The sequence below is a fragment of the Cupriavidus sp. UBA2010 genome, assembly GCF_002335265.1.
In the GTDB taxonomy this organism is placed as follows: domain Bacteria; phylum Pseudomonadota; class Gammaproteobacteria; order Burkholderiales; family Burkholderiaceae; genus Cupriavidus; species Cupriavidus metallidurans.
In genome coordinates this window covers 519,250-545,189 of the sequence record NZ_DDCI01000033.1, presented here as the reverse complement: position 1 = coordinate 545,189, position 25,940 = coordinate 519,250, and the positions used below count along the sequence as shown (strand labels likewise).

The 25,940-nt window shown below is 64.9% G+C and carries 23 protein-coding genes and 1 tRNA gene; 12 read left to right on the top strand and 12 right to left on the bottom strand.

Features of this window, described 5'->3' with window-relative positions; translation table 11 throughout:
• The first annotated feature begins 83 nt into the window (after positions 1–83).
• A complete protein-coding gene (locus B2246_RS26265; RefSeq protein ID WP_008649920.1) occupies positions 84–1,019 on the top strand; it encodes a LysR family transcriptional regulator in 936 nt (311 codons plus the stop codon).
• Between the two features lie 41 nt (positions 1,020–1,060).
• Positions 1,061–1,993: a tRNA glutamyl-Q(34) synthetase GluQRS gene (gene gluQRS, locus B2246_RS26260; RefSeq protein ID WP_035884824.1), complete on the top strand. Its 933-nt coding sequence runs from the start codon at positions 1,061–1,063 to the stop codon at positions 1,991–1,993.
• On the opposite strand, the gene B2246_RS26255 is transcribed toward gluQRS, so the two are convergent.
• Complete coding sequence (locus B2246_RS26255) at positions 1,936–3,432, bottom strand: DEAD/DEAH box helicase (protein ID WP_286881506.1); 1,497 nt, start codon at positions 3,430–3,432, stop codon at positions 1,936–1,938. The genes gluQRS and B2246_RS26255 overlap by 58 nt on opposite strands.
• A 257-nt stretch (positions 3,433–3,689) precedes the next feature.
• On the opposite strand from B2246_RS26255, the gene B2246_RS26250 reads away from it, so the two are divergent.
• Positions 3,690–5,297, top strand: coding sequence for an alkaline phosphatase D family protein (locus B2246_RS26250; RefSeq protein WP_286881508.1), 1,608 nt, complete (start codon positions 3,690–3,692; stop codon positions 5,295–5,297).
• A gap of 68 nt (positions 5,298–5,365) precedes the next feature.
• On the opposite strand, the gene B2246_RS26245 is transcribed toward B2246_RS26250, so the two are convergent.
• Both B2246_RS26245 and B2246_RS26240 read right to left on the bottom strand, forming a co-directional pair.
• Positions 5,366–6,379 carry a Bug family tripartite tricarboxylate transporter substrate binding protein gene (locus B2246_RS26245; protein WP_286881510.1) on the bottom strand — a complete coding sequence of 338 codons (1,014 nt, stop codon included), beginning with the start codon at positions 6,377–6,379 and terminating at the stop codon, positions 5,366–5,368.
• A 69-nt stretch (positions 6,380–6,448) separates the two neighbouring features.
• Entirely contained in the window at positions 6,449–8,092 is a 1,644-nt protein-coding gene (locus B2246_RS26240; protein ID WP_286881512.1) for an acyl CoA:acetate/3-ketoacid CoA transferase, read from the bottom strand.
• Between the two features lie 174 nt (positions 8,093–8,266).
• Between B2246_RS26240 and B2246_RS26235 the strand changes: the two genes are divergently transcribed.
• The gene (locus tag B2246_RS26235; protein ID WP_008649898.1) at positions 8,267–9,055 is read left to right on the top strand and encodes an IclR family transcriptional regulator domain-containing protein; all 789 of its coding nucleotides are present in this window, start codon (positions 8,267–8,269) and stop codon (positions 9,053–9,055) included.
• Positions 9,056–9,245: 190 nt separating this feature from the next.
• On the opposite strand, the gene B2246_RS26230 is transcribed toward B2246_RS26235, so the two are convergent.
• Positions 9,246–9,854, bottom strand: a complete 609-nt coding sequence (locus tag B2246_RS26230) for a glutathione S-transferase (protein ID WP_286881513.1) — start codon at positions 9,852–9,854, stop codon at positions 9,246–9,248.
• Between the two features lie 270 nt (positions 9,855–10,124).
• Between B2246_RS26230 and B2246_RS26225 the strand changes: the two genes are divergently transcribed.
• The 4 genes from B2246_RS26225 (at position 10,125) to B2246_RS26210 (ending at position 14,254) form a co-directional block, all read left to right on the top strand.
• Positions 10,125–11,108 (top strand): 2-keto-3-deoxygluconate permease, encoded by a 984-nt coding sequence (locus B2246_RS26225; RefSeq protein WP_286881514.1) that lies wholly within the window; start codon positions 10,125–10,127, stop codon positions 11,106–11,108.
• Positions 11,105–12,337: a four-carbon acid sugar kinase family protein gene (locus B2246_RS26220; protein ID WP_286881516.1), complete on the top strand. Its 1,233-nt coding sequence runs from the start codon at positions 11,105–11,107 to the stop codon at positions 12,335–12,337. The genes B2246_RS26225 and B2246_RS26220 overlap by 4 nt, the downstream gene beginning before the upstream one ends.
• Positions 12,338–12,367: 30 nt before the next feature.
• A complete protein-coding gene (pdxA, locus tag B2246_RS26215; RefSeq protein WP_008649889.1) occupies positions 12,368–13,369 on the top strand; it encodes a 4-hydroxythreonine-4-phosphate dehydrogenase PdxA in 1,002 nt (333 codons plus the stop codon).
• Between the two features lie 108 nt (positions 13,370–13,477).
• Entirely contained in the window at positions 13,478–14,254 is a 777-nt protein-coding gene (locus B2246_RS26210) for a DeoR/GlpR family DNA-binding transcription regulator (RefSeq protein WP_008649888.1), read from the top strand.
• A gap of 39 nt (positions 14,255–14,293) precedes the next feature.
• On the opposite strand, the gene B2246_RS26205 is transcribed toward B2246_RS26210, so the two are convergent.
• Positions 14,294–14,890 carry a hypothetical protein gene (locus B2246_RS26205; RefSeq protein ID WP_035884849.1) on the bottom strand — a complete coding sequence of 199 codons (597 nt, stop codon included), beginning with the start codon at positions 14,888–14,890 and terminating at the stop codon, positions 14,294–14,296.
• 240 nt (positions 14,891–15,130) lie between these two features.
• On the opposite strand from B2246_RS26205, the gene B2246_RS26200 reads away from it, so the two are divergent.
• Positions 15,131–16,369 (top strand): glycosyltransferase, encoded by a 1,239-nt coding sequence (locus B2246_RS26200; RefSeq protein ID WP_286881519.1) that lies wholly within the window; start codon positions 15,131–15,133, stop codon positions 16,367–16,369.
• A 117-nt stretch (positions 16,370–16,486) separates the two neighbouring features.
• On the opposite strand, the gene B2246_RS26195 is transcribed toward B2246_RS26200, so the two are convergent.
• A complete protein-coding gene (locus B2246_RS26195; protein WP_286881521.1) occupies positions 16,487–17,767 on the bottom strand; it encodes a hypothetical protein in 1,281 nt (426 codons plus the stop codon).
• Positions 17,768–17,976: 209 nt separating this feature from the next.
• On the opposite strand from B2246_RS26195, the gene B2246_RS26190 reads away from it, so the two are divergent.
• Both B2246_RS26190 and B2246_RS26185 read left to right on the top strand, forming a co-directional pair.
• Positions 17,977–18,234, top strand: coding sequence for a hypothetical protein (locus B2246_RS26190; protein WP_008649880.1), 258 nt, complete (start codon positions 17,977–17,979; stop codon positions 18,232–18,234).
• A 148-nt stretch (positions 18,235–18,382) separates the two neighbouring features.
• Positions 18,383–18,712, top strand: coding sequence for a hypothetical protein (locus B2246_RS26185; protein WP_317915245.1), 330 nt, complete (start codon positions 18,383–18,385; stop codon positions 18,710–18,712).
• Positions 18,713–18,795: 83 nt separating this feature from the next.
• On the opposite strand, the gene B2246_RS26180 is transcribed toward B2246_RS26185, so the two are convergent.
• A tRNA-Ile gene (locus B2246_RS26180) sits at positions 18,796–18,874 on the bottom strand.
• 10 nt (positions 18,875–18,884) lie between these two features.
• A complete protein-coding gene (rpoD, locus tag B2246_RS26175; protein WP_035884812.1) occupies positions 18,885–21,164 on the bottom strand; it encodes an RNA polymerase sigma factor RpoD in 2,280 nt (759 codons plus the stop codon).
• Between rpoD and B2246_RS26170 the strand changes: the two genes are divergently transcribed.
• Entirely contained in the window at positions 21,154–21,561 is a 408-nt protein-coding gene (locus B2246_RS26170; protein ID WP_223277285.1) for a hypothetical protein, read from the top strand. The genes rpoD and B2246_RS26170 overlap by 11 nt on opposite strands.
• A gap of 82 nt (positions 21,562–21,643) precedes the next feature.
• Here the strand turns inward: B2246_RS26170 and dnaG are convergent, their stop codons facing one another.
• The 4 genes from dnaG to B2246_RS26150 all read right to left on the bottom strand — a co-directional run bounded on the left by dnaG (position 21,644) and on the right by B2246_RS26150 (position 25,890).
• Entirely contained in the window at positions 21,644–23,485 is a 1,842-nt protein-coding gene (gene dnaG, locus B2246_RS26165) for a DNA primase (protein ID WP_035884811.1), read from the bottom strand.
• A gap of 227 nt (positions 23,486–23,712) precedes the next feature.
• Entirely contained in the window at positions 23,713–24,162 is a 450-nt protein-coding gene (locus B2246_RS26160; protein ID WP_008649861.1) for a GatB/YqeY domain-containing protein, read from the bottom strand.
• Between the two features lie 124 nt (positions 24,163–24,286).
• The gene (rpsU, locus tag B2246_RS26155) at positions 24,287–24,499 is read right to left on the bottom strand and encodes a 30S ribosomal protein S21 (RefSeq protein WP_008649856.1); all 213 of its coding nucleotides are present in this window, start codon (positions 24,497–24,499) and stop codon (positions 24,287–24,289) included.
• Between the two features lie 149 nt (positions 24,500–24,648).
• Positions 24,649–25,890: an NAD(P)/FAD-dependent oxidoreductase gene (locus tag B2246_RS26150; RefSeq protein WP_008649851.1), complete on the bottom strand. Its 1,242-nt coding sequence runs from the start codon at positions 25,888–25,890 to the stop codon at positions 24,649–24,651.
• Between the last annotated feature and the right edge of the window lie 50 nt (positions 25,891–25,940).

Here is a 25,940-nt window from a genome sequence, read left to right as displayed (position 1 = left end):
GCGTTTCGATGCTAGGCAGTTTAGGGCAGCGGGAGTATATTGGCGGGCACCACATTAGAAGCAGTCATTCAGAAAATCTGAATATGGCCCTGTCCCTGGAATCCCTCGAAGTCCTTGACGCCATCGAGCGCAAAGGCAGCTTTGCCGCCGCCGCCCACGAGATGGGCAAGGTGCCCTCCGCCCTGACGTATGTCGTCCGCAAGCTCGAGGAAGATCTCGACGTGCTGCTGTTCGACCGGCGCCGCCATCGCGCCGAATTGACACCGGCTGGCCGGGCGCTGCTCGACGAGGGCCGCCACCTGCTGCGCGCGGCCGACGACCTGGAGCGACGCGTCAAGCGACTGGCCACCGGCTGGGAGGCCAGCCTGAACATCACCGTCGACGACCTCGTCAATTTCCGCGCCCTGCTGCCCGTGATCCAGGATTTCTACGCCGAGAACACCGCCACGCGGCTGCGCTTTTCCAAGGAGGTGCTGGGTGGCGCATGGGATGCGCTGGTCAGCAATCGCGCGGATCTGATCATCGGCGGCGCCTACGAGGCGCCAAGCACGCAGGGCTTCCAGGTGCGTGCCCTTGGTGCCATGCCATTCGTGTTCGCGGTGGCCGCGCATCATCCGCTGGCCGCCATTGAAGGGCCGCTCACGACGATCGAGATCGCCAAGCACCGCATCGTGGCCGTGGGCGATACGTCGCGCAACCTGCCCGCGCGCACCCACGGCGTGCTGGCCGGCCAGGATGTGCTGGTGGTGCCCACCATGCGCGACAAGCTCGAAGCGCAGATCCGCGGCCTGGGCTGCGGCTGGCTGCCCGCGCCACTGGCCCAACCGCATATCGAAAGCGGCGTGCTGCAGGCCCGGGAGACCGTGGAGGTACGCGCCCCCGGAAACTTCAAGGTAGCCTGGCGGACGAACACGCGCGGCAAGGCGCTGCAGTGGTGGACGAACAAGCTCGAGGACCCTCGGCTGGCACAGGCGCTATTGCTTCAGCCGGCGCACTCTCCGCTAGATCAGACCGATTGAAACAGAGCGACTGAAACAGGTCGACTGAATCCCGCAGTTCCATGTCACAACGCTACCGGGGCCGTTTCGCGCCCTCCCCCACCGGCCCGCTCCATCTGGGCTCCCTGGTTACCGCGCTGGCGAGCTGGCTGGACGCACGCGCCCATGGCGGCGACTGGCTCGTGCGAATCGAGGACATCGACTACCCGCGCTGCGTCAGGGGCGCCGACGAAGACATCCTGCGCACACTTGACGCGCTGGGCCTGCACCCGGACGAACCGCCCGTCTGGCAAAGCCGTCGCGAGGGCCTGTACGCGGAGGCGCTGCGTCACCTCGATGCCGCCGGCAATCTCTACCCGTGCGGCTGCACACGCAAGGAGATCGCCGATTCGCTCGTGCACGTGCGCGAACGGCATCAGACACTCGGCTACCCGGGCACTTGCCGCAATGGCCTGCATGGCAAGCTGCCACGCGCCTGGCGCGTGCGCGTGCCAGATGGCCCGGCGGCAACGATCTGCTTTGACGACCGCTGGCAGGGCCGCCAATGCCAGAACCTTGAAACGGAACTCGGGGATTTCGTACTGAGACGGGCCGATGGGCTATGGGCCTATCAGCTTGCGGTCGTGGTCGATGACGCCGCGCAGGGCATCACGCATATCGTGCGCGGAGCGGACCTGCTGGATTCGACACCGCGACAGATCCACCTCCAGCATTTGCTGGGCTTGCCGACGCCGGGCTATCTGCACGTGCCGGTGGTGGTCAACGCAGTCGGAGAGAAATTGAGCAAGCAGAGCGGCGCGCAAGCGCTCGATGCGTCGGCGCCGCTCGATGCGCTCCGCACCGCGGGAACGCATCTGGGCATCGTGAATCAGGAGAAGACCGTGGCCGCCTGGCTGGCGACCGCAACCGGTCAGTGGCTGGAACGGCTTCGCGCCGTTCAGGACTTGCGCGGCGCGCCGCCCAGCAGCGCGGCCACGGGGCGCTTGGGCGCCTGACGTCCACGCGTCAGCGCGGCGGCCAGTTGTTCCTCGGTCTTCGGTGCCGGCGTGTAGTTGCCTGACGGCTCGTACGGACGCGAGAAGAACGGATCGTCCGACGGACGGAACGCCTGGCGACCATTCGGCTCGGTACGGCGGCGGCGCTGCTGCTCCTCGCCCTCACCATTGTCGCGAACGCGGCGAACTTCCGTACGCGCGCGGCGACGATCGCTGTCTTCCTGACGCGCACGCTCGCCGGTCGGATCGAAGCCGTCCAGCGAGCCACGCGGAATGCTGCGCTTGATCAGCTTCTCGATATCGGCCAGCAGACGGTCGTCATTGCCCGGCACGAAGATCGAAAGCGCGTCGCCGCTGGCACCAGCCCGGCCTGTGCGGCCGATGCGGTGCACGTAGTCTTCCGCACTGAACGGCAGGTCGAAGTTGATCACGCAGGGCATGGCGGGAATGTCCAGACCACGGGCCGCCACATCGGTGGCCACCAGCGCGTCGATCGTGCCATTCTTGAAACCGTCGAGCGTCTGCATACGCTCGGTCTGCGTCTTGTCGCCGTGAATCGCGGCGGCGTTGATGCCCTCGCGCTCCAGATGACGCGCCAGACGCGAGCAACCAATCTTGCTGTTGACGAAAACGATGCACTGGCGCGACTGCTGTTCGTTGGCGCGCTGCTTGAGCAGATGCACCACGGCGGCCTGCTTGTGGCCATCCTGCACCTGATACACCACCTGACGCACGTTCTCGTTGGTCGAGTTGCTGCGCGCCACTTCGATCGTCACGGGCTCCTTCAGGTAGCTGGAGGCCAGCTTCTTGATTTCGGGCGAGAACGTGGCCGAGAACAGCAGCGTCTGGCGCTGCGCCGGCAGCAGGTTGATGATGCGTTGCAGGTCGGGCAGGAAGCCCATGTCTAGCATGCGGTCGGCTTCGTCGAGCACCAGCATCTGCACCTGCGACAGGTTCACCGACTTCTGCTGCACGTGATCGAGCAGACGACCCGGCGTGGCCACGAGGATTTCCACGCCACGGCGCAGCGCATCGGTCTGCGGGTTCATGTCGACGCCACCGAAGACCACCGTGCTGCGCAGGTCGGTGTGCTTGGCGTACCGGGCGACGTTGTCGTAGACCTGATCGGCCAGTTCGCGCGTCGGCGTCAGCATCAGCGCGCGCACCGGGTGACGCGCCGGAGAGGCACTCGCGTTGGCGAGCGGCAGCAGACGCTGAATGATCGGCAGCGCGAAACCGGCGGTCTTGCCGGTGCCGGTCTGCGCGGCGCCCATCACATCCTTGCCCAGCAACACCACGGGAATCGCCTGTGCCTGAATCGGCGTCGGCTTGGTGTAACCCTGTTCGGTCAAGGCGCGCAGAATGCGCGGATCCAGCCCGAAGCTTTCGAACGTCTGCTCTGCTGCTGGGGCCTGGTCTTGTGTGGTCGTCATCGTCATGGTTGAGGTGTCTGTGCAGGGCGCGAAGCCGTCGCAATCGGACACGCGTCTGGAACTGAGACCGGGCAAAGGGTGAATTGCCCGGAAAATCAAAGACTTGGATTCTACCATTACTGCCCGGGCGTGGTCATCCCGGACGCTAGCCAGTATGGGCGCCTGCGATGTCAACAACATGTCACATCCACGCGCGACGATGTCGCCCCGGCTCAAGCGCCGACCATACCACCCAGACAAAGCGTTCCACCACGGACTCCACCATGACCACCACCCCGCTCGCCGAGCCCAGCGATCTGACCCGACGCAGGTTCCTGCGCACTTCCCGGCGCTTTCTGGGCCTGGGCGCCAGTCTGGCGCTGGTTGGACCGGCGGTGCTCGCGGCCCCGGCCGTGGTGTCGAGCGGACGCCCGAACGCGCCCGACGGCATCCAGCTTGGCGATCCGTCGGATGACGGGCTGGTTGTCTGGGCACGCGCCGAGCGCCAGTCGCGCATGGTGGTCGAATACGCCACCGAGCCGGGTTTCCGCAATCCGATGCGCATTTCGGGCCCGCTGGCGACCAGTGAAGCCGACCTCACCGCCCGCACCTTGCTGACCGGCCTGCTGCCGGGTCAGCAATACCACGTGCGCGTCGCATTCGAGAACCCCGAGCAACGCCGCGGCATGGGCGCTTGGATGGAGGGTTCGTTCCGCACCACGTCCCAGCAGGCCGATCGCCCGATCCGCTTCGACTGGTCGGGCGATACGGTCGGCCAGGGCTGGGGCATTAACCCCGACCTCGGCGGGATGCGTATCTATGAAGCGATGCGCCAGCGCAACCCGGACTTCTTCATCCACAGCGGCGACACGATCTACGCGGACAGCCCGATCACGGCCGAGCAAAAAGCCGAGGATGGCCGTATCTGGCGCAACCTGGTGACGGAGGAAGTCAGCAAGGTCGCCGAGACGCTGAAGGAATTCCGCGGCCGCCATCGCTACAACATGATGGACACCAACGTGCGCCGCTTTGCGAGCCAGGTCCCGCAGATCTGGCAGTGGGACGACCACGAGATCACCAACAACTGGTCGGCCTCGAAGGATCTCTCCGGCGACGCGCGCTACACGGAAAAAGACGTGCGCGTGCTGGTGGCGCGCGGCAGCCGCGCCTTCCTGGAAAACGCGCCGATGCGCTGGCACCGCCAGGGGCTGGCCGAGCGCGTGCATCGCAAGATCGGCTACGGACCGTTGCTGGACGTGTTCGTGCTCGACATGCGCAGCTTCCGCGGTCCAAATGGCTATAACCGCGAGACGACCGAGAGCGCGGCCACGGCATTCCTCGGCAATGCGCAGCTCGAATGGCTGGTGGCGGAACTGATGGCATCGCGGGCCACCTGGAAGGTCATCGCCGCTGATATGCCGATCGGCCTTGGCGTGCCAGATGGCAAGGACGCTCAGGGGCGTCCGCGCTGGGAAGCCATCGCCAACGGCGACGGTCCGGCCCTGGGACGCGAACTCGAAACCGCGCGACTGCTCACGCGCATCCGACAAGCCGGCATCAAGAACGTGGTGTGGGTGACGGCGGACGTGCACTATTGCGCCGCCCACCACTACTCGCCGGAACGCGCGGTGTACAAGGATTTCGATCCGTTCTGGGAATTCGTGGCCGGCCCGCTCAATGCAGGCAGCTTCGGCCCGAACCCGCTCGACAACACGTTCGGGCCGCATGTCGCATTCCAGAAAGCGCCCACCGCGCAGAACATGTCGCCGTTTGCCGGCTATCAGTTCTTCGGCGAGGTCAACATCGACCCCGCCTCACGCGCGCTGACCGTCGATCTGCGTGACCTGAACGGCGTGTCGCAGTATTCGCAGACGCTGCAGGCGCAGGCCTGAGCGTCCTCGCGAAGCCGCCGACCGAAACGCCGGACGGCGGTATCAATCGCCGGTATCAATCGCCGAGATCAATCGCTCTTGATACCGTTGTCCTGAATGACCTTGCCCCACTTCGCGTAGTCATTGCGCATACGCGTGGCGAACTGGTCAGAAGGCAGGTACGAGGCCACGGTGCCGGCGCCCAGCATCTTCTGCTCGACAGTCGGATCGGCCAGCGCCCCCTTGAGCGCGGCCGACAGCTTGGCCACGATCTCCTTGGACGTGCCGGCCGGCGCCAGCAGGCCACCCCACGACGCGGCGTCGAATCCCGGGAAGCCCTGCTCGGCTACGGTCTTCACCTCGGGCGCGAAGCTCACGCGCTTGCTTGACCCCACCGCGATTGCGCGCAGCTTGCCCGCCTTGATGTGCGGCAGCGCGGCAATCATGTCGGAGAACATCATCGGCACCTGTCCGGCCAGCACGTCGGACATGGCCGGCGCACTACCCTTGTAAGGCACGTGCTGCACGTCGAAGTGGCCGAGGTTCTTCAGGAGTTCCGTCGACAGATGGCCGAAGCTGCCATTGCCCGCGCTGGTGTAGTTCATCTGGCCAGGGTTGGCCTTCGCCTTGGCGATGTACTGCTGCAGGTTGGTCACATCGGGCAGCGCGTGCGGATTGACCACCATCACGATCGGCAGCTCATATGCGTTACCGATCGGCGCGAAGTCCTTGAAGATGTCGTAGCCCTTGCGCGGCAGCAGATACGGCGCCAGCAGCGTCGGCGTGGCAAGCATCACGATCGTGTAGCCGTCGGGCGTGGCCTTGGCCACGGTCTCGGTGCCGATGGTGCCCGATGCCCCCGGACGATTGTCGATGACGATCGGCTGCTTGAGCGTCTCGCTCATCTTCTGGCCGATGATGCGCGCAGCGGTATCGGTGGGACCACCGGCCGGGAACGGCACGACCAGCCGGATCGGCTTGTCCGGGTAGTTCGCCTGGGCCTGCGCCGCGGCAGGGACGAACGGCAGCAGGGCCGCCACGGCGAGCGTGGACAGCGCCAGACGGCGATGGGTACGTTGATGACGGTGACTACGGTATTGCACGTTGCTTCCTCCAATTGCTGCCGGCGAACAGGACACGCCGGCCTGCTTTTTCGTTCTTGAAAATCCGCTTCAGAGCTTCATGACGCCGGGCCGGAACAGCCGCGCGTCCATCAGGCGCAGGTCTTCGGCCACGGCGACCGGCGTGGCGCATTGATCGAGCACGTCGCGTTGCAGGTCCACGCCGGGGGCGATCTCGACCAGCGTCAGGCGAGCATCGCCCTGCGCGTCAGCGCGCATTTCGAATACGGCACGCTCGGTGATGTAGAGCACCGGCACGCCGAGCGACGCCACGTACGGGCCGTTGAAGCTCAGGTGCGATACCTCGGGCACGATCTTCTTCACACGACCCTCGCGCGCGATCCGCAACTGGTCCTGCTCGACCCGTATCTCGAGGCCACCGGCTGTCAGCGTGCCCATGAACACCACGGCACGTGCGCTCTGGGTGATGTTGATAAAACCGCCAACGCCGGCGATCAACGCGCCCTCGCCTTCCCCGAACTTGCTCACGTTGACGTTGCCGTGCCCGTCGAGTTCAGCCAGACCGAGGATCGCCAGGTCGATGCCGCCGCCTTCGTAGAAGTCGAACTGCGCGGGCTGGTCGACCACCGCCTCAGGATAGGCTGACGCGCCGAAGCTCAGTCCATCCGCCGGCGTGCCGCCGATCGGACCGGCTTCCACGGTCAGCGTGAAACCGCCCAGGCCGGCCTGATGCGCCAGCGCGCCAACCGCGGCCGGCATCCCGACACCCAGGTTCACCACGCGCGGTTTGCGTGCCGCTAGCTCCATGACGGCGCGCCGCTGCGCGATCGTGCGCGCATCGAGTTGCGCCGACGCATCGGGCAGCACCTCGGCTTCCTTCGCCCGCTCCGCGGCCTCGGCGGCTTCACCGCGCCACGGCCTGACATAGGCTTCGTTGTAGGCCTCGGCAAACGTCATCAGGTGATGCCCGGGCTGTTCACTGACCACCACGTAGTCCACCAGAATGCCCGGCACGTGGATGGCCTGCAGGGTCTCGTGGTAGTCGACCACCGACTCCACCTGGGCGATCACGATGCCGCCCGAGTTGTGCGCGGCTTGCGCCATCGCCAGCAGTTCGTGGTGGAAGGCCTCGCGATGCGTGCTGAGATTGCCGCGCGTGTCGGACGCCGTGCAGCGGATCAGCGCACAATCAATGCGGAAGCTCGGATAGAACAGATATTCGTCGCCACGGAAGTCGACCGCCTCTACCCAGTTCGCTGTACCGGCGGCAATGGCATCGCGGGCACGCTGGTTGACCGCGCCACCGTGGTAACGCGCGTCCTTCTCGACACGAGGATCGACGAACGTATGCAGACCGATCTTGGTCAGCACGCCGGGCTTGCCGCCAGCGATGGCCCGATAGAGATGCGTGAGCACGCCCTGTGGCAGGTTGAAGCCTTCGCACTGCTCGGTCATCGCCAGCGTGGCCAGCCGCGTGGCGGAGCGCCAGTGACCGCCGACGACCGCGCGGGTCATGCCGACGTTACCGAAATGGTTCACACCACGGGCGCCCCGGTCGCCCTGCCCGGCCGAATACACCAGCGTCAGGTCTCGTGGCAGGGCCTCGCGCAAGAAGCGCTGCTCAAGCGCCTCGGTCACCCCTTCGGCGTGTCCCGCGCCGACAAACCCGGCGCTAGCCACGGTCCAGCCGCTCTGCACGAGCGCGGCCGCCTGCGCGGTGGTGATCACCTTCATTGCTGTCTCCTGGTTCTTCTGGTTTTTCTGGCGTTTCCGGACTGTCCTGCCATCGTGGTTTTCGCCGAACCACGTTTTGCGAACATTTGTTCGGAAAACGCATATCATACGGATCGGCAGCCCGGACGCAAGCCCGGTCTGACCCTCGGATACCTTTGATTGACTTCCACGCCAATGCCTGACGACCACGCTCCGGAGATCCCGAAGAAGGAAGAACTGCTCGACTCGCTGACCAAGGGGCTTGCCCTGCTGCGGCTGTACGCCAGCGGCGTGGAGCGTCTGACGATGCAGGAGGTGGCGGAAGAACTCGACGTCACCCGCGCAGCCGCGCGCCGGCTGCTGCTGACGCTGGCGCACAACGGCTACCTGGCGCAGGAAGGCCGGCAGTTCGCCCTGACTCCAAAAGTGATGGATCTGGGCTACGCGTACTTTGCGTCGATGAACCTGCCGCAACTGGCCCGCCCCTACTTGCAGACACTCTGCGCCGAAGTCGGCGAAAGCTGCTCGGTCGGGATGCTCGACCAGGAATCCGTGGTGCTGGTCGCGCGCGAGGAACCCAGCCAGCTACTGCGCGTGGACATGGCCATCGGCCGCCGGATGCCGGCATATGCACACTCGCTCGGCCGCGTGCTGCTGGCGGGGCTCGACGCTGAAGCGCTCGACGCCTATCTCGCGCAAGCTGAACTCAGGCAACTGACGCCATTCACGATCAGTTCGGGCCCCGCGCTGGCGCGCAAGCTCGAAGCGGTGCGCGCCGACGGCTTTTGCACGCTGATCAGTGAATTGGCGGATGGCTTCGCCGGCATCTCGGTGCCGCTGCATGACCAGACCGGCAAGACCGTGGCCGGCCTGGGCCTGAGCATGGTGCTGGGCAGCCGCGATCAGGCATATCTCGAGAAACACTACTTGCCGCCGCTACGACGCACGGCGGCGCAGATCGAGTCCATCCTGAAAGCACGCTGACGACGCACGGCCAACACGCAAACGGGCCCGAAAGGAAAAAGCCCCGCTGGCCGGGGAGGTCGCGGGGCTGAAGTGGTAGCGGGGCAAGGATCCAGTCGCCCCAAGGGCTATCTTGGTGGAAGACCTGCGGCTCGGCATCACCCGAATGTGGGGAAAAGCGTGGGGTAACGCACCTAACTTCCGCGAAAAGTCATGCGTGCGGCAGATCCTGGAACGGAGCGAACCGTTCGACCGCCGATGTGAACGCCGCCAGCGCCGGATGCCGCGCCGGGTCGACCGCGCCCGGCAACATGGCCTGCGTGAACGTCCAGACCACGGCAGCGGTCAGTCCTGCCTGATCAAGCGCACGGGCGTCGGCCGGCACCGGCATCTTGGCGATCTCCTGCTCCAGCAGCTCAAACGCGGCCGCGCGCTGGCCGTCGATCCGTTCCAGCCAGGGCTCATGCTGCTTGGCTTCGGGCCGAAGGTTGTGCTCGTAGACGTTCTGGACCACCTTTTCGCAGGCCGCCAACGCCAGGCCAATCGTGCGCAGCGCGCGCTGGCGATCCACCAGACCCGCAGGCATCAAGCTGCGGCCTGCCAGCGTTTCCGCGTAGTCGATGATCAGCGTCGAATCCATCAGCACAACGCCGTTATCGCAAACCAGCGACGGCGCCTTGACCACCGGGTTGATCGCGCGGAACTGATCGAAAGTACGGAATACCGACACCGATTCATGCGTGAACGGCAGGTCGAGCAGGCGCAGCGCGATGGCGGCGCGGCGTACGTAGGGAGAGTCGAGCATCCCGATCAGTCTCATTTCCTTGGCTCCGGTGGCTGGGTGACGCGGCGATTTCCGCGCCGGGACGCATACGATAGCGCAGCCCGGACGCACATGCAGCGTGCCGCACGTGACAGCACATGACCGCGTCGCTCAAGCAACCCAATGATCATTTCGATCATATCAATGATTGAACTGGTCAGAAATTCGCATTTCGCCTACACTTCGCCCCTTAATTGATCGATTCAATCAATTCTTTGATCAAAACACACAGGCTGCCGCGCACCCCAGGCGCGGCTGGAGACGAACATGCAGATTCATATCAAGCGCGCCATCGAGCGCGTGCCGGGCGGCATGATGATCGTGCCGTTGCTGATCGGTTCACTGGTTGCCACCTTCGCGCCCGACGGCCCGAAGTTCTTCGGGTCGTTCACCAACGCGCTGTTCACCGGCGCCCTGCCGATCCTGGCGGTGTTCTATGTCTGCATGGGCGCCAGCATCAACATCAAGGCCACCCCATACATCGTCAAGAAAGGCGGCGTGCTGTTCGCCACCAAGGTGGGCACGGCAATGCTGCTGGGCGTCATCTTCGGTCACTTCCTCGGCGAGTCGCCGATCAGCGCGGGCATGTTCGCCGGCCTCTCCACGCTGGCCGTGGTGGCCGCGATGAACGACACCAACGGCGGCCTGTACATGGCGCTGATGGGTCAGTACGGCCGGCCCGAGGACGTCGGCGCCTACTCGATCATGTCGCTGGAATCGGGGCCGTTCCTGACCATGGTGACGCTGGGCGTGGCTGGTCTTTCGGCATTCCCCTGGCCGACACTGGTTGGCAGTATCCTGCCGCTGATGCTGGGCATGCTGCTCGGTAACCTCGATCGCGAGATGCGCGACTTCCTCAGCAAGGCCGTTCCCGTGATGATTCCGTTCTTCGCGCTGGCGCTGGGCGCGGGCCTCGATCTGCACAAGGTCTGGCAGGCCGGCATGCTTGGCCTCGGCCTGGGTGTGGCAGTGGTGGTGGTCACCGGCTTCGCGCTGTATATCGCGGACCGCCTGAGCGGCGGCACGGGTGTGGCGGGTGTTGCGGCGGCAAGCACCGCGGGCAATGCCGCAGCGGTACCCACGCTGGTGGCGGCAGCCAACCCCGCCTATACCGAAGCGGCCAAGAGCGCCACGATTTTGGTGGCCGCCTGCGTGGTCGTGACCGCCGTGCTGACGCCGCTGGTCACCGCATTCGTGGCACGCCGGGTAGCCAATCGCACCAGTGCGGCCGTGGCCAGGACCACCGCATGACCTGGCTGATCATCGCCGACGACCTGTCCGGCGCCGCTGACTGCGCGATCGGCTTTGCCGCGCACGGCGCGCGCGCGGTGGTCACACTCGACGTGGCCGATTCCGTCGGCATCGCCGATGCAGAAATCGTGGCGGCTGATGTCGATAGCCGCCGCATGACGCCCGAATATGCCACCACCAGCAACATCGACGCCTGGCATCGCGGCGACGGCCGGCACCGGCGTCTGTACAAGAAAATCGACTCGACCCTGCGCGGCAACTGGGCCGCCGAAACGGTGGCATTGCAGCCGCTGGCAGGGCTGGCGATCATCGCGCCGGCGTTCCCCGCGACGGGGCGCACCACGCGCGGCGGCCGCATGTTCGTCAACGGCCAGCCACTGGAGGACACCGACATCTGGCGCCTGGAAGGCCTGAACGGTCACGCTGACATGGTGGCGCTGCTCGCCGCGCGCGGACTGGCCACGGCACTACTGCCGCTCGACGTCGTTCGTGCCGGCGCCCCGGCCGTGCTCGCCGAGTTGCGTGCGCGACAGGCGGACGGCATCGCAGCAGTTGTCTGCGACGCCGAAACCGAACAGGATCTGGTGACGCTGGCCGACGCCTCGAGTCAGCTCGACACGCCGGCGTACTGGGTCGGCTCCGGCGGACTGGCGCGCGCGCTGTCCGCCGTAGCGCAGGTCTCGCGTGCGGAGACGACATCTCCGCTCACGTATCACCGGGGTCCGATGCTGACGATGGTCGGCAGCATGTCGGGCATCTCCGGCAAGCAAGCCGCCTACCTGTGCGAGCGGGCGCGAATGGAAGCCCTGATCGTGGCGCCGCAGACGCTACGCGATGGCCCGGGCCATCCCGCATGGACCACCACGCGGCAATCGATCACGACATGCCTGAGCGCCGGCCGCGATCTGCTGCTCAGCATCGGCCGCGACGATGCCTTCGACCCGGCCGAAGGGCCGCGGCTGTCGACCGCGCTCGCGCAACTGGTTCTGCCCTCCTTCGAACATGTTGGCGGATTGATCGCCACCGGCGGCGAAACCGCGCGCGCCATGCTCGGCGCGGCCGGTATTGCCGCGCTGGCATTACGGCACGAGGTCGAACCCGGCGTGCCGCTGTCCGACACCATTGAATCCCTCCCTGGCGCGCCGGCGCGCCGCGTGGCCACCAAGGCCGGTGCATTCGGCACCGAAGCCGCGTTGTGGCTGGCGTGGCAAGCCATGCGCCAGAACTGAACCGCCCCACGAAACGGGATAAAGACAAACATGAGCGACTACATTCCTGTCATCGGCATCACGATGGGTGATGCCACGGGCATCGGGCCCGAAGTCATCGTCAAGAGCCTGGCCCACGAAACCGTCTACGCCCAATGCCGCCCGCTGGTCATCGGCGATGCGCGCCGGCTCGAACAGGCAGGCAAACTCGTCAACTCGGCCCTCAGGATCCGCGCGATCCAGTCGCCCGAGGAAGCACGCTTCGAGCCGGGCACGATCGACTGCATCGACCTGGGCCTGATCCCCGAAGACCTGCCGTTCGGCAAACTGTCCGCCGTGGCCGGCGACGCCGCGTTCCGCTACATCGAGCGCGCGGTCAGACTGGCGCAGGAAGAAAAGATCGATGCGATCTGCACCGCGCCGCTGAACAAGGAAGCCCTGCACGCGGGCGGCCACAAGTTTCCGGGCCACACCGAGATGCTGGCGCACCTGACCGGCACGCCCGAAGTCTCGATGATGCTCGTCGCGCCGAAGCTGCGCGTGATTCACGTCACCACGCACATCGGCCTGCTGGATGCCATCCGCAAGATCGAGCCCGGTCTGGTACAGCGCACGATCGAGCGGGGCCAGGTGACGCTGCAGCGCGCGGGCATCGCTGCCCCGCGCATCGGCGTCTGCGGCATCAACCCGCACGCTGGCGAGAACGGCCTGTTCGGTCACGGCGAGGAAGAGCAGAAGATCATTCCGGCCGTGGAAGCACTGCGCGCGCGCGGCTGGGACGTGGAAGGCCCGCTGCCGGCCGATACACTGTTCTACCGCGCTGGCCGTGGCGATTTCGATCTCGTGGTGGCCATGTATCACGATCAGGGCCATGGCCCGGTCAAGGTGCTTGGCCTGGAAGCCGGCGTGAACATCACCGTGGGCCTGCCAGTCATCCGCACGTCGGTGGACCACGGCACGGCGTTCGACATCGCCGGCAAGGGCATCGCCGACGAACGCAGCCTGCTGGAAGCGTTGCGCCAGGGCGCGGAACTGGCTACCCGCCGCGCGTGAGCGGACCGGCGGCCCAGCCACACGGCGACACGGCCACACGGCTTGAGCCAGCCACCGCTGCGGTAAGATCGGGGATCGTTTGCGATCCCCTTTTCTCTTTTCCCATCCATGAAAGCCGCCGACCGCCGCCGCGCTATCCTCGAACTCGTACTGTCCGGCGAGGATGCCAACGTTGAACGGTTGACCAGCAACCTCGGCGTATCCGAAGCAACGGTGCGCCGCGACCTCACCGCGCTGGCACGCGAAGGGCGCATCGTGCGCACTTACGGCGGTGCCGCGCCGCTGATGCAGATCGGCGGGCACGAACCCGAGGCTTCGCTCGAGGAACGCAAGGCACTGCAACGCGACCAGAAGGAGTCGATCGCGCGCATGGCGGCGACCTTTGTCGACGACGGTGACGCCGTGCTGCTCGATAGCGGCACCACGGCGGCCGCGTTGGCCCGGATGCTCGCCGCGCGTTCGGACCTGCATGTCTACACGACGAACCTGCTTGTGGTCACTGCTCTGGCCGGCCTGCCCGAAGTCCGCGTCACGCTGATCGGCGGCGATGTGCGGCCATCGAGCATGGGCACGTTCGGCCCGCTGGCACAGTTGGCGCTGTCGCGCATCAGCGTCGACAAGGCATTCCTGGGCGCCGACGGTGTCGTGGCTGGCGTGGGCCTGTGCGAGGCCAGCGCCGAACAGGCTTATCTGAAGGAATGCATCATCCGGCAAGCCGCCGATATCTTCGTGCTGGCCGACTCGACCAAGCTGGGCCGCGCCCGCCAGCAGCATTGGACCCCGCTGGAACGCGGATGGACGCTGGTGACAGATGGCGATGCCACCGCCGACCAGCTAGAACCGTTCCGCGCGCTGAAGCAGGTGCGCGTGGCGGTCGCGAGTTAGCGTCGCGCCGCCCGCGCTTGCACATCCGCCCTCCGGCGTTCAGCCGCGACGATGGCCGTTGTGCTTGTCGTGGTAGATCTGGCCGCTGGCATGGTTCTCGGCACGATTGATCGAGCGTTGTTCCCCCGCCCCGACATGGCCGTTACGGCCCGCGCGCGCTTCTGCGTGATCGACATGCGCCTGGCCACGCTCGAGTTGCGCCGTCTCCCGGTTGGTCAGCGAGCCATTTTCCACACCATTGCGGACGCGCGTCTCCTGGTTGATATTGCGCTGGACATCGGCCTGCATCCGCTGCGACGACACGCTGTCCGGGTTGCCGACCTTGCCGTTGTGGGTATCACGCGATATATCCTGGCTCACTCGGTTCTGCGCGTTCTGGATGCGGGCCTGCTCCTGCGGCGAAAGCTTGCCGTTCTGCAGCGAATTGGCTTCCATGCGATCGACCTTCGACTCCTGCTGCTCCAGGCTTGACGCCTCTCGCGTGGTCAGCGTGCCCGACTTCAGGCCATTCTCGATACGCTGCTGCTGGTTGACGTCGCGCTGGGTGTCGTAGGTCACCGCGCCGGTTTGCGCGCTGGCGATACCCGAGAGGGTGGCTGCGATCAGGCCAGCAAGAAGAACGGAATTGCGCTTCATGATTGATTCCTCCACATACGTTGTCAGGGTGCTCGGGCCGTCGTTTCTGATGGGGACGTCGCCCTTGCCTGCATTAATGCGGCAACTGCGCAGGCAGACGACGCCCGGTCTGTAAGCCGTGTTACGGCGCATTTCGTGCAGCGTGACGAACGACTGCATGTCCGCTCGTGCAGACAAGATCCTCGCGACCATGAATGCCATAATCGCCACTCACATGCCCGTACGACGCAGAGGTGAACGATGAAGCTGGCTGTGGTGACCTATGGAACCGAAGGCGACACGCGCCCGCTCGCGGCGCTTGCCCGTGCGTTGATCGACGCGGGTCATGAGGTGCATCTGCAGGCCGACGCCTCGACGCTGCATTCGGCCGAGGCGCTCGGCGTCCCGGCCTCGGCACTCTCAGGCGATATCCGCAAGGCGCTGGCGCCGGGGCAAGCGCTGTCGAACGCGGTCTATCGCAAGGGCGGGTTCCAGGACACGAGCCGTGCGCTGGCGGCCATCGCCAATGCCAGCACACCGGCCTGGATGCGCGAGGTCGCCGACGCATCGGAGGGTTGCGATGCGTTGATCATCTCGGGGCTGGCCGCCTTTGTCGGCCTTTCCGTGGCCGAGTATCGCGGCATCCCGGCCATCGGTACCGGACTGATCCCCATCACGCCGACCGCCGACTTCGCTTCGCCTTTCCTGCCGCCTGGCAAGGTGCCGCGATGGCTCAATCGCGCCAGCCACCGTCTGGTGAACGAACTGCTCTGGCAGGCATTCAAGAAAACCACCAACGCCGCGCGAGCCGATGTCTGCGGCCTGCCCGCACGCAAGCATGTCTGGAGCGATCATCCAATGCTCTACGGCGTATCGCCAAGCCTGCTGCCACGCCCGCGGGACTGGGCTGCGAACGCATTCGTCTGCGGGCAATGGAGCGCCGCAGCGACCCACTGGACGCCACCTCCAGCGCTCGAGGCATTCCTCGCAGCGGGAGAAGCGCCCATCTACATCGGCTTCGGCAGCATGGCCGGGTTCGATCATGTGGCAATGACCGATGCGCTGATCACAGCCATCGCTGGTCGGCGCGCGCTGTTCTATCCTGGCTGGAGCGGCATTGATGGGGCGTCATTGCCGAAGAACTTCTTCATCGTGGGCGAGACCCCGCATCATTGGCTCTTCCCCCGGACGTCGATGGCGATTCATCACGCCGGATCGGGTACCTCGCATTCGGCGGCGCGGGCCGGCATCCCTTCGGTGGCTGTGCCGTTCGCGGGCGATCAGTTCTTCTGGGCACAGCGGCTACGGGATGCCGGCGTGGCCGGCGATCCGGTCCCAGGCAAACGGCTGCGGGCTTCCACGCTGACACAGGCGATTGCATTCGCACAACGGCCAGAGGTCTGTGATCGCGCCCGGGCACTTGGCGAACGCATGGCGCAGGAGGACGGATTGGTTGCGGCTGTTGGCGCGATCGGACGTCTGGTAGCCGCCCGTCTGTGATCCGGCCCCGTGCGCTAATCCCAGCCCGATGCCGGCGATTGCCAATAGCGTGCAGCGGGACACGACGTCCCGCTGCACGCATGATGACCGCCGCATCCGGCAGCGGTCATCATCAGGCTATAGCGAACACGCGAGGTTGACCGAGAGGCCGCCCCAGCCCGTTGCCTGGTTGTTGTCGAGTTGTACCTGCAGCTTGTCGCCATGTGCTACCGCACCTGCCGGAGCCTGCACGCTGCAGTTCTGCTGACCGTTACTGATCTTGCAACTCAACCCGCTGACCGGTGCGTACGTCGCGGAAACGCCGGAGCCCGTGACCTTGAACACAGCGAGGTTCAACGCGCCCGTAGCTTTGCCAAGCGTCGTGGCCGTCAGGCTAACGCTTCTGCAGTCGTACGGAATCGTGACGCCGAAATCGCTCGGCAAGGCCACCGCGCCACCGTCGCCAGTCATGACATACGCGCCACGGCTCAATGTATCGGGCACATTGAAGTTGCCGCTGTAGACGGTGCCGGTGGTCATGGTGATACCGGTGCCAGGCCACTTGCCCCCCGTCTTGGGGCCGTAGAGGGTGGACGTTGTGGTATCGAGATAGAAATCGCCGTCGACCCCGATGCTGTCGGACGGAGCGCCGCTCCCGGACAGGATGTGGCCGCCGGTGTCGGAACCGCTGCCCGTGCCAGTACCAGTATTAGTACCGCCGCCGCTGGAACTCTGGTTGATCAGCGATACGCCCGCCGGCCAGACGCCATTGGCCTTCGGCCCGTAGATCGTCCAGGTGCTGGTGTCGAGATAGAAGTCGCCATTGTTGCCAATGGTGTTGCCGGGAGCGCCGCTGCCAGACAGCACGGCGCTGCCGTTGGTACCAGGCGCGCCGGGATTGCCGCTCGGGCCAGCCGGCCCCACCAGCGAAGTACCCGGTGGCCACGTGCCATTGGCCTTGGGCCCGAATAACGTGGACGTTGCGGTGTTGATGTAATAGTCCCCGTTATTGCCAACGCTGTCGGTCGGGTCGACCGAGCCGGAAAGAATGGTGTTGCCGGCTGCTCCGGTATTTCCGGTGGCGCCCGTCGTACCCTTGGTGCCATTTACGCCTGCGGGCCCCGCCAGAGACACGCCCGCCGGCCACACGCCATTGGCCTTGGGCCCGAAGATCATCCAGGTGGCGGTATTGATATAGAAGTCCCCATCGTTGCCAATATTTGGACCGGGATCCGTGATCCCTGACAGAAGCGTATTGCGCTGGACGGTCGGAGACTGTGTGGTCGGCGTGGTCGGCTGCGTTCCCGTGCTCGTGGTAGTGGCGCTCGTTGGCGTGGAATCGCCCCCTCCTCCACAACCCGCCAACGCGATGGTCAGGCAGGCAAAGGACATTGCAGTCAGCTTCGCAGGATGTGTCATACGGCTCCCCCTTGTTCTGATTTCCCTGTACGCGTTGTTCAATGGCTCGCCATGAGCGCGACAACCGTATGGGTAACGTATCCCCTGACGTTACGTTGGAGAATCAACTGATCGTATGAGGCGTGGAGGGGTAGACTGACGTACAGGCGGGTTGGCTACCAGACGTCTTGGTGGACGACTTCGTCGCTTGATTTTGGGGAGGCAGGCAAATGACGAACATCTATGGAAGGCTCGGCGCGCTGGTCATCGCGATGGTTGTCATCCCGGCGCCCGGACTGGTCAGCGCCACTGAACAGGCGCAGCAACGCCGCGCTGGTCGCGACGTCCGCCAGGACACCCGCCAGGGCTCGCGCGAGACCAAACAGGATTGCCGCGCCGCGAACCAGAAAAGCAACTCGCATTGCCGACAGGACAAGCGGGACACCAAGCAGCAAGGGCGACAGACCGCCCGCGACATCAAGTACTGAAAGACTGAACACACCCGTTTCTGACCAGTCAGGGGCTCCGGCACGACCGCAGCCCCCGGGCCCTCCTTTTGCCGGCGTGACCTGAAGCCGGAAGCCCCCCGCGACGCCCAACCACACGGTCTCTTGCCCGGATCGGGGGATTTCGTGTTTGTCTTTTCTGCGATTGGCTGTCAATGGCGAATTCGCGCTGGAGCGTGTGGAGATCGCCACCCATCGCGCGCGAGGTGCGACGCCTCGAAGCCGAAGGCACCCGCTCGCACTCGGCACTCGCGACCTTATCCTGTCCTCGCGCACCCAGGAACGCATGTACCTGGGCGGCGATACCGACGCCGGCATCGTCTCGCTCGGCCCGGCCGCCGGCTTCGCCGACGCAATCGAGCCGGCGGGGAAGATTGTCGAGCGATTGGTGGAAGGGGCGTGTGCGGCGTTGGGGGGCGATGACAGGGCGGGTGGAACGGGCGTGGGCTTGAGTCCTTGATCGACAGTCGCGGTCGATCGCCCGGCAGAAACAGAAAAGGGGTTACGGCATAAACCGTAACCCCTTCGCATTTACAACATCAGTGGTGGGCCTCCCGTGAGTCGAACACGGCACCAACGGATTATGAGTCCGCTGCTCTAACCAGGCATGAGCTAGAGGCCCTTGAAAGGCGTTAGTTGCCTTCCAGGAAGCTCTTCAGCTTGTCGGAGCGGCTCGGGTGGCGCAGCTTGCGCAGTGCCTTTGCCTCGATCTGGCGGATACGTTCGCGCGTCACGTCGAACTGCTTGCCGACTTCCTCGAGCGTGTGGTCGGTGCTCATTTCGATGCCGAAACGCATGCGCAGCACCTTGGCTTCGCGCGGCGTCAGGCTGTCGAGCACGTCCTTGACCACGTCGCGCATGGAGCCATGCAGCGCAGCCTCGGCCGGGGCCAGCGTGTTCGTGTCTTCGATGAAGTCGCCCAGATGCGAATCGTCGTCGTCACCGATCGGCGTTTCCATGGAGATCGGTTCCTTGGCGATCTTCATGATCTTGCGGATCTTGTCCTCGGGCATCTCCATCTTCTCGGCCAGCGTTGCCGGATCCGGCTCATTGCCGGTTTCCTGCAGGATCTGGCGCGAGATCCGGTTCATCTTGTTGATCGTTTCGATCATGTGAACCGGAATACGGATGGTACGAGCCTGGTCGGCGATCGAGCGCGTGATGGCCTGGCGAATCCACCACGTGGCGTACGTGGAGAACTTGTAGCCGCGACGGTATTCGAACTTGTCCACCGCCTTCATCAGGCCGATGTTGCCTTCCTGGATCAGATCCAGGAACTGCAGGCCGCGGTTCGTGTACTTCTTCGCGATCGAGATCACCAGACGCAGGTTGGCCTCGGTCATTTCACGCTTGGCTTCGCGGGCGCGCTTCTCGCCTTCGGACATCTTGCGATTGACGTCCTTCAGTTCCTTCAGCGGCAGCACCACGCGCGACTGCAGGTCGATCAGCTTCTGCTGCAGCTCGTGCACGGCCGGCACGTTACGCTCGACGATCGTGCTGTACGACTTGCCGTCGGCCACGATGGTCTGGATCCAGTCCAGGTTCGTCTCGTTGCCCGGGAAACGGGCCACGAAGTCGGCGCGCGGCATGCCGCACTTGTCGACGACGATATTCAGGATGGCGCGTTCCAGCTTGCGCACTTCGTCCACCTGGCCACGCAGCGTGTCGCACAGACGCTCGACATTACGCGCGGTGAAGCGAATGCTCATCAGTTCGGCCTGGATAGCTTCCTGGGCCTTCACGTACGGCTTCGACTTGTAGCCTTCCTTTTCGAAGGCACGGCGCATCTTGTCGAACTGCTCGGCGATCACGCGGAATTTTTCCAGCGCGGCAACCTTCAGTTCCTCGAGCTGGCGAGCCGACGCACCGGCGCCACCGCCGCTTTCGTCGTCTTCCTCTTCGCCGTCGTCGCCGTCTTCGTCCGAATCCTCGTCCTCGTCATCGGCAGCTACCGCCTGGGCCGGGGAGTTGTCCTGGACTTCCTCTGCGTTCGGGTCGATCAGGCCATCGACGAACTCGTCGATCTTGATCTCTTCGTTCGCCACGCGCTCGGCGCTGGCCAGGATTTCGGAGATCGTGACCGGGCAGGCCGAGATCGCCATCACCATGTCCTTCAGGCCCGCTTCGATGCGCTTGGCGATCTCGATTTCGCCTTCGCGCGTCAGCAGTTCCACGGTACCCATTTCACGCATGTACATGCGGACCGGGTCGGTGGTGCGGCCGAATTCGGAGTCCACGGTCGACAGGGCGGCTTCGGCTTCTTCCTCGGCCTCTTCCTCGCTCGTGGCGGACGGTGCGTTGTCGTTGAGCAGCAGCGTCTCGGCATCCGGCGCCTGTTCGTAGACGGCGATACCGATGTCGTTCAGCGTGGCGACCAGCGTGTCGATCGTTTCCGAATCGACCATGTCGTCCGGCAGGTGATCGTTGATTTCCGCGTAGGTCAGGTAGCCACGCGATTTGCCGAGCTTGATCAGCGCCTTGAGCTTCTGGCGACGGATCTCGAGCTCTTCCTCGCTACCAGCCTGATTCGACGATGCAAATTCCTTGAGCAGGGCCTTTTCCTTGGCCTTGCGGTCCTTGGCTTTCTGCTTTTCGGTCTTGGGCGCAGCGGCAGGGGTAGCCGGCGCGTCGTTGTCGTAAAACTCTTCAGTCACGTCTTCGATGGTGCTGTCGTCTTGCTGCATCTCGGCCTTGGGCTTGCGGCCACGCTTTTTCGGCTCCGGCTTGACGGCCGGAGCGGCGGGACGCTCGGATGCAACGGGTGCGGGAGTCGCGGCACGGGCCTTGGGCGTCGCGGCAGCGGTGGTGCCTGCCTTGGCGCCTCCACTCCGTGTGCCGGCCGTCGTTGCCGCACGCTTGCTCTCGACTTCGGTATTCTGCTGTTTCGCCACGGTGATACTCTTGCCTTTCACTGGTGCAGCGGCGCTCTTGCCGCTTGTATTGGCGCTCTTGCCGCTCTCGCGTGCCGAAGTCGAGGGCTTTGTATTTTCGGATGTGCGATTCCTGGCGGAAGTGGTTCCGGCGGGCGCAGTTGCGCTCCGCGCGGATTTTGCTGGCGCAGACCGGGCTGATGTCGTCCTGACTGACGCGGTCGATGTCTTCGCCGCCGTTGTTTTCACGGACGCCTTGCCGCTCCCTGATTGGGGAGCTTTGGAGGGCGCCTTCACGGCTACCCCTTCGGTTGCTTTGGCCTTTGCCATTGGCACGCTCACTTTCGCCAGTAATGGGAAGAAAGATTTCGCAATCCAAACCGGGCATTGTAGCACGTCACCAACCCCCGGCTTCCTGTCAGGTTGTGTTTTCACCTGAAAAATCAAGGCTTAAGCAGTTTGGCCGCCAATTTTTCCATCGGTTCAGGCCACGTGCTCAACTGCTCACGCCGAAAATCGGTTCAACTATCCTCCATGGCGGCGGGCCGCCAGCCCATTTGCCTGCGCCGCTGCACTTCGCGCGATAGCCAGAGATATCGCGCCTTGGTCTCTTCGTCGGCCGTGCCCGCGCTCACCATGGTCTCGAGCGCCTTCTGCTCGCGCTCCAGCGGCTCGGCCAGCAACTTGTGGACGGCGCCGTCGAACTCATGCGTCGCCGGCTCCTCTTCGATTTCCTCGCGCAGTACCGCCGTGCGTGCGCTCGCGTAGACATCGGCGTAGGGCGTTTGCGCCAACTGCTCGCTGAAGGCCGCGAAGTTCACCTCACCCTGAATGCCGTCGCAAGCGGACACCAGGTAGCCCAGCGCCTCGGATCCGGAGTGCTGGGGGTCAAGCAGCAATGCGCGTGCGTCCCCATCGAGCCGGGCCGCCAGCGACGGGTAGCACATCAGCAACTGGATCACGCGCTGTTCGAGCCCCGTCGGCGCCTGACGCCGCGCGCGCGGGCGCGGCTGAGCGAATCGACCAACCCGTGAGGAATCGCTGCCCAGGCCACAAATCGCCTCGATCTCGGCCGGCGTGGTGCTTGTGGTATCGGCAAGTTCGCGCACGATCTGCAGCCGCAAGCCACCGGCAGGCATCGCCTGGAGCAGCGGCTTGGCCTCGTACTGCGCGCGGGCACGGCCTTCGGGCTGGCGCAGATCCTGATCTTCCGTGACGATTTGCAGCAAGAAGCGCGACAAAGGCATCGCGTTCTGAACCTGGCGCGCGAACGCGTCGGTTCCCTCCTCGCGGACGTAGCTATCCGGGTCGTGTTCGGCCGGCAGGAAAAGGAAGCGGATCGTCTTGTTATCCGCCACGTGCGGCAGGCAGGCTTCCAGCGCGCGGCGCGCGGCACGGCGGCCAGCGGCGTCACCATCGAACGAGAACACCACGGCGTCGGTCTGGCGCATCAGCTTCTGCACATGAACCGGCGTGCAGGCCGTGCCAAGTGTGGCGACGGCATTGGCAAACCCGAGCTGAGCCAGCGCGACCACATCCATGTAGCCTTCTACCACCAACACGTAGCCATTTTCGCGGATTGCGTGACGCGCCTCGAACAGACCGTAGAGCTCCGTTCCCTTGCTGAAGAGCGGCGTTTCCGGGGAATTCAGGTACTTTGGCTCGCCCTGCCCCATCACGCGGCCGCCAAATCCGATCACATTGCCCTTCGTATTGCGAATCGGGAACATGATGCGATCGCGGAAGCGGTCGTAGCGACGCGGCTTGCCATCGGCATCGCGTTTGTCCTGAGATTCGATCAGCAGCCCGGCCTCCACCAGCGGGCCGGCGATGGCGTCATCGCGATAGCTTCCGAACACGGTCTCCAGCCCTTGCCAGTCGTCCGGCGCGTAGCCAAGACCGAAGTGAGCGGCAATCTCGCCGGTCAGGCCACGACCCTTGAGGTACTGGATGGCCTGCGGGGCGCCGCGCAACTGCTTCTTGTAGAAGTCAGTGGCACGCGTCATGGCATCTGTCAGCGCCAACGACCTGGCTTGCTGCTCTGCCCGCTGGGCGGGTGGCAAGCTATTGCGCTCCTCCGGCACGGACAGGCCGACCGACTGGGCCAGCTCGCGCACCGCGTCCGGGTAGGACTGCCCCGAGTACTCCATCAGGAACCCGATGGCGGATCCATGCGCGCCGCAGCCGAAGCAGTGATAGAACTGCTTGGTCGGCGATACGGTAAAGGACGGGGACTTCTCGTTATGGAACGGGCACAGGCCCATGAAGTTGGCGCCGCCCTTCTTCAACTGCACGTACTTGCCCACCACATCGACAATGTCGACGCGGTTGAGCAGGTCCTGAATAAAGGATTGCGGAATCACCCGACTGACCGTCCTGATGGCACGGCCTGCCGGGCAAAACGCCGGCGGCCGTTTCGAAGTTTTCTGGAATACGTGACCGGGGCGTCGCCCGGCGGCTATCGAATCATTGTAGTGCAGATGCAACGCGCCACTTGGGATTGCTGACATCTACGCGCAATTTTCATCAACGCGCAGACAACATCACGCATTACATCTGCTGACGGCAATGATTCTGACCGATGAGAGGCTTACTTCGGCGCGAGCGCGGCCTTCACCAGCCCGGAAACCGCGGTCATGTCGGCACGGCCGGCCAGGCGGGCCTTCACCAGGCCCATGACCTTGCCCATGTCCTGCGGACCGGCTGCGCCGCTTTCGGTCACGGCCTTCTGAACCTCGGCAGCCACTTCCGCGTCGGAGAGCTGTGCCGGCATATAGGCTACCAGCACGTCGAGTTCGGCCTTTTCCTTGGCAACCAGATCATCGCGGCCCGCCTGCTCGAACTGGGAGATCGAGTCCTTGCGCTGCTTGATCATCTTGTCGATCACGGCGGTGATGCCAGCGTCGTCCAGTTCGATGCGTTCGTCCACCTCGCGCTGCTTGATGGCCGCCAGCAGCAGGCGGACGGTGCCGAGACGCTCGGCTTCACGGGCACGCATGGCGGCCTTCATGTCATCGTTGATGCGGGCTTTGAGGGACATGGCAATCTTCCGAAAAGTTGGATTACGCGCCAGCAACGGACGCGAGCGGGGCAAACCCGACCATAACGCAAAAACCCGCCGGAGCCATGCTCACAGCGGGTTTCGTGCTGACGCTAAGACACGGTCAGTATAGCTTCTTCGGCAGCATCTGGCTGCGCAGGCGCTTGTAATTGCGCTTGACGGCGGCGTCGCGCTTGCGTTTGCGTTCGGCGGTGGGCTTCTCGTAAAACTCCCGCGCCCGCAGTTCGGGGAGCAGGCCATTCTTCTCGATGGTGCGCTTGAAGCGACGCAGCGCAACTTCAAACGGTTCATTTTCCTTAAGGCGAATCGTCGTCATATGGCGGCCGAAATGCAATGAGAAAACCGGGTGGGATTGCGCCGGCACCGCGCCGGCGGCTTTACGAGAGCGACGATTCTAGCGCAAGGTCTGCCAAGCTGCACATGAGGGCCGGCACGAGGGCCAACATGCGGGCCGACACATGCTGCCTACGCAACAGCGCCTGCGCCGCGAGCCGCCTCGGCCACGGCTTCCCCAGCCGCCACCGCCGATGCCCAGGCCCACTGGAAGTTGTAGCCGCCGAGCCATCCGGTCACGTCCACGACCTCGCCAATGAAATAAAGTCCGTCGACTTCCCGCGCCATCATCGTGTTCGACGACAGTCCGCGCGTATCGACACCACCCAGTGTCACTTCGGCCTTCTTGTAGCCCTCGGTGCCGGACGGCACTAGCCGCCAACGATTCAGCGATTCGCCCAGTTGGCGCAGTGCCTTGTCCGGCATATCGGCCACGGATTGCGTGCCTTGCAGCCCCACCGCCGCGCACCATGCGTCGGCCAGTCGCGACGGCAGACGCTCGCCCAGCAGATTGTTCAGATGCTTACGGCTGCTCTTCTTGTGCCCGATCAACCACGCGGCGGCGTCCTCGCCATCGAACAGGTCAATCTCGATCGGCGTTCCGGGGCGCCAGTAGCTGGAGATCTGCAGCACCGCCGGCCCGGACAAGCCCCGATGCGTCCACAGCAGGTCTTCCTTGAACGTGCCCGCGGTCTTGCCGCTGCCCGTGGATATATCGACTTCCATCGACACCCCCGCCAAGGGCACGAACGGCTGCCACGCCTGGCCGTCGAACGTCAGCGGTACCAGGGCCGGTCGCGTGTCGATGATTTTCAGGCCGAACTGACGGGCGATGGCATAGCCGAAGTCCGTTGCGCCGATCTTCGGGATCGACAGCCCGCCGGTAGCGACCACCAGCGCGCCGGCTCGCACCGTGCCCTGGGATGTCAGCAACAGGTAGTCGGCACCCTCGCGGCGGATCTCATGGATGCTGCAGCCGGTCTGCCAGCGCACGCCGCCAGCCTCGCACTCAGCGCGCAGCAGGTTGATCACGTCTTCGGCGCTGTCATTGCAGAACAGTTGGCCGCGATGCTTCTCGTGCCAACCAATGTCGTAGCGGCGCATCAGCGCCAGGAAATCTTGCGGCGTGTAGCGCGCCAGCGCCGAGCGGCAGAAATGGGGGTTGGACGACAAATAGTTGGCCGGGCTGGCCTGGAGATTCGTGAAATTGCACCGCCCGCCGCCGGAAATACGGATCTTCTCCGCCAGCTTCGTGGCGTGGTCGATCAACACCACGCGCGCGCCGCGCTGCCCGGCCACGGCGGCACACATCATGCCGGCGGCTCCCGCGCCCAGCACCGCCACATCGAACCGGTCTTGTCTGCCCTGAGTCATGCCACCCCTTCAACGAAGCCCGGATTGTATCGAAATGCGGGCCCGCGAGC

Bases quoted from the DNA above. Each gene is read 5' to 3' on its own strand.
- B2246_RS26265 (WP_008649920.1), top strand. From the start codon at position 84: ATGGCCCTGTCCCTGGAATCCCTCGAAGTCCTTGACGCCATCGAGCGC.
- gluQRS (WP_035884824.1), top strand. From the start codon at position 1,061: ATGTCACAACGCTACCGGGGCCGTTTCGCGCCCTCCCCCACCGGCCCG.
- B2246_RS26255 (WP_286881506.1), bottom strand. From the start codon at position 3,432: ATGACGATGACGACCACACAAGACCAGGCCCCAGCAGCAGAGCAGACG.
- B2246_RS26250 (WP_286881508.1), top strand. From the start codon at position 3,690: ATGACCACCACCCCGCTCGCCGAGCCCAGCGATCTGACCCGACGCAGG.
- B2246_RS26240 (WP_286881512.1), bottom strand. From the start codon at position 8,092: ATGAAGGTGATCACCACCGCGCAGGCGGCCGCGCTCGTGCAGAGCGGC.
- B2246_RS26235 (WP_008649898.1), top strand. From the start codon at position 8,267: ATGCCTGACGACCACGCTCCGGAGATCCCGAAGAAGGAAGAACTGCTC.
- B2246_RS26230 (WP_286881513.1), bottom strand. From the start codon at position 9,854: ATGAGACTGATCGGGATGCTCGACTCTCCCTACGTACGCCGCGCCGCC.
- B2246_RS26225 (WP_286881514.1), top strand. From the start codon at position 10,125: ATGCAGATTCATATCAAGCGCGCCATCGAGCGCGTGCCGGGCGGCATG.
- B2246_RS26220 (WP_286881516.1), top strand. From the start codon at position 11,105: ATGACCTGGCTGATCATCGCCGACGACCTGTCCGGCGCCGCTGACTGC.
- pdxA (WP_008649889.1), top strand. From the start codon at position 12,368: ATGAGCGACTACATTCCTGTCATCGGCATCACGATGGGTGATGCCACG.
- B2246_RS26210 (WP_008649888.1), top strand. From the start codon at position 13,478: ATGAAAGCCGCCGACCGCCGCCGCGCTATCCTCGAACTCGTACTGTCC.
- B2246_RS26205 (WP_035884849.1), bottom strand. From the start codon at position 14,890: ATGAAGCGCAATTCCGTTCTTCTTGCTGGCCTGATCGCAGCCACCCTC.
- B2246_RS26200 (WP_286881519.1), top strand. From the start codon at position 15,131: ATGAAGCTGGCTGTGGTGACCTATGGAACCGAAGGCGACACGCGCCCG.
- B2246_RS26195 (WP_286881521.1), bottom strand. From the start codon at position 17,767: ATGACACATCCTGCGAAGCTGACTGCAATGTCCTTTGCCTGCCTGACC.
- B2246_RS26190 (WP_008649880.1), top strand. From the start codon at position 17,977: ATGACGAACATCTATGGAAGGCTCGGCGCGCTGGTCATCGCGATGGTT.
- B2246_RS26160 (WP_008649861.1), bottom strand. From the start codon at position 24,162: ATGTCCCTCAAAGCCCGCATCAACGATGACATGAAGGCCGCCATGCGT.
- rpsU (WP_008649856.1), bottom strand. From the start codon at position 24,499: ATGACGACGATTCGCCTTAAGGAAAATGAACCGTTTGAAGTTGCGCTG.
- B2246_RS26150 (WP_008649851.1), bottom strand. From the start codon at position 25,890: ATGACTCAGGGCAGACAAGACCGGTTCGATGTGGCGGTGCTGGGCGCG.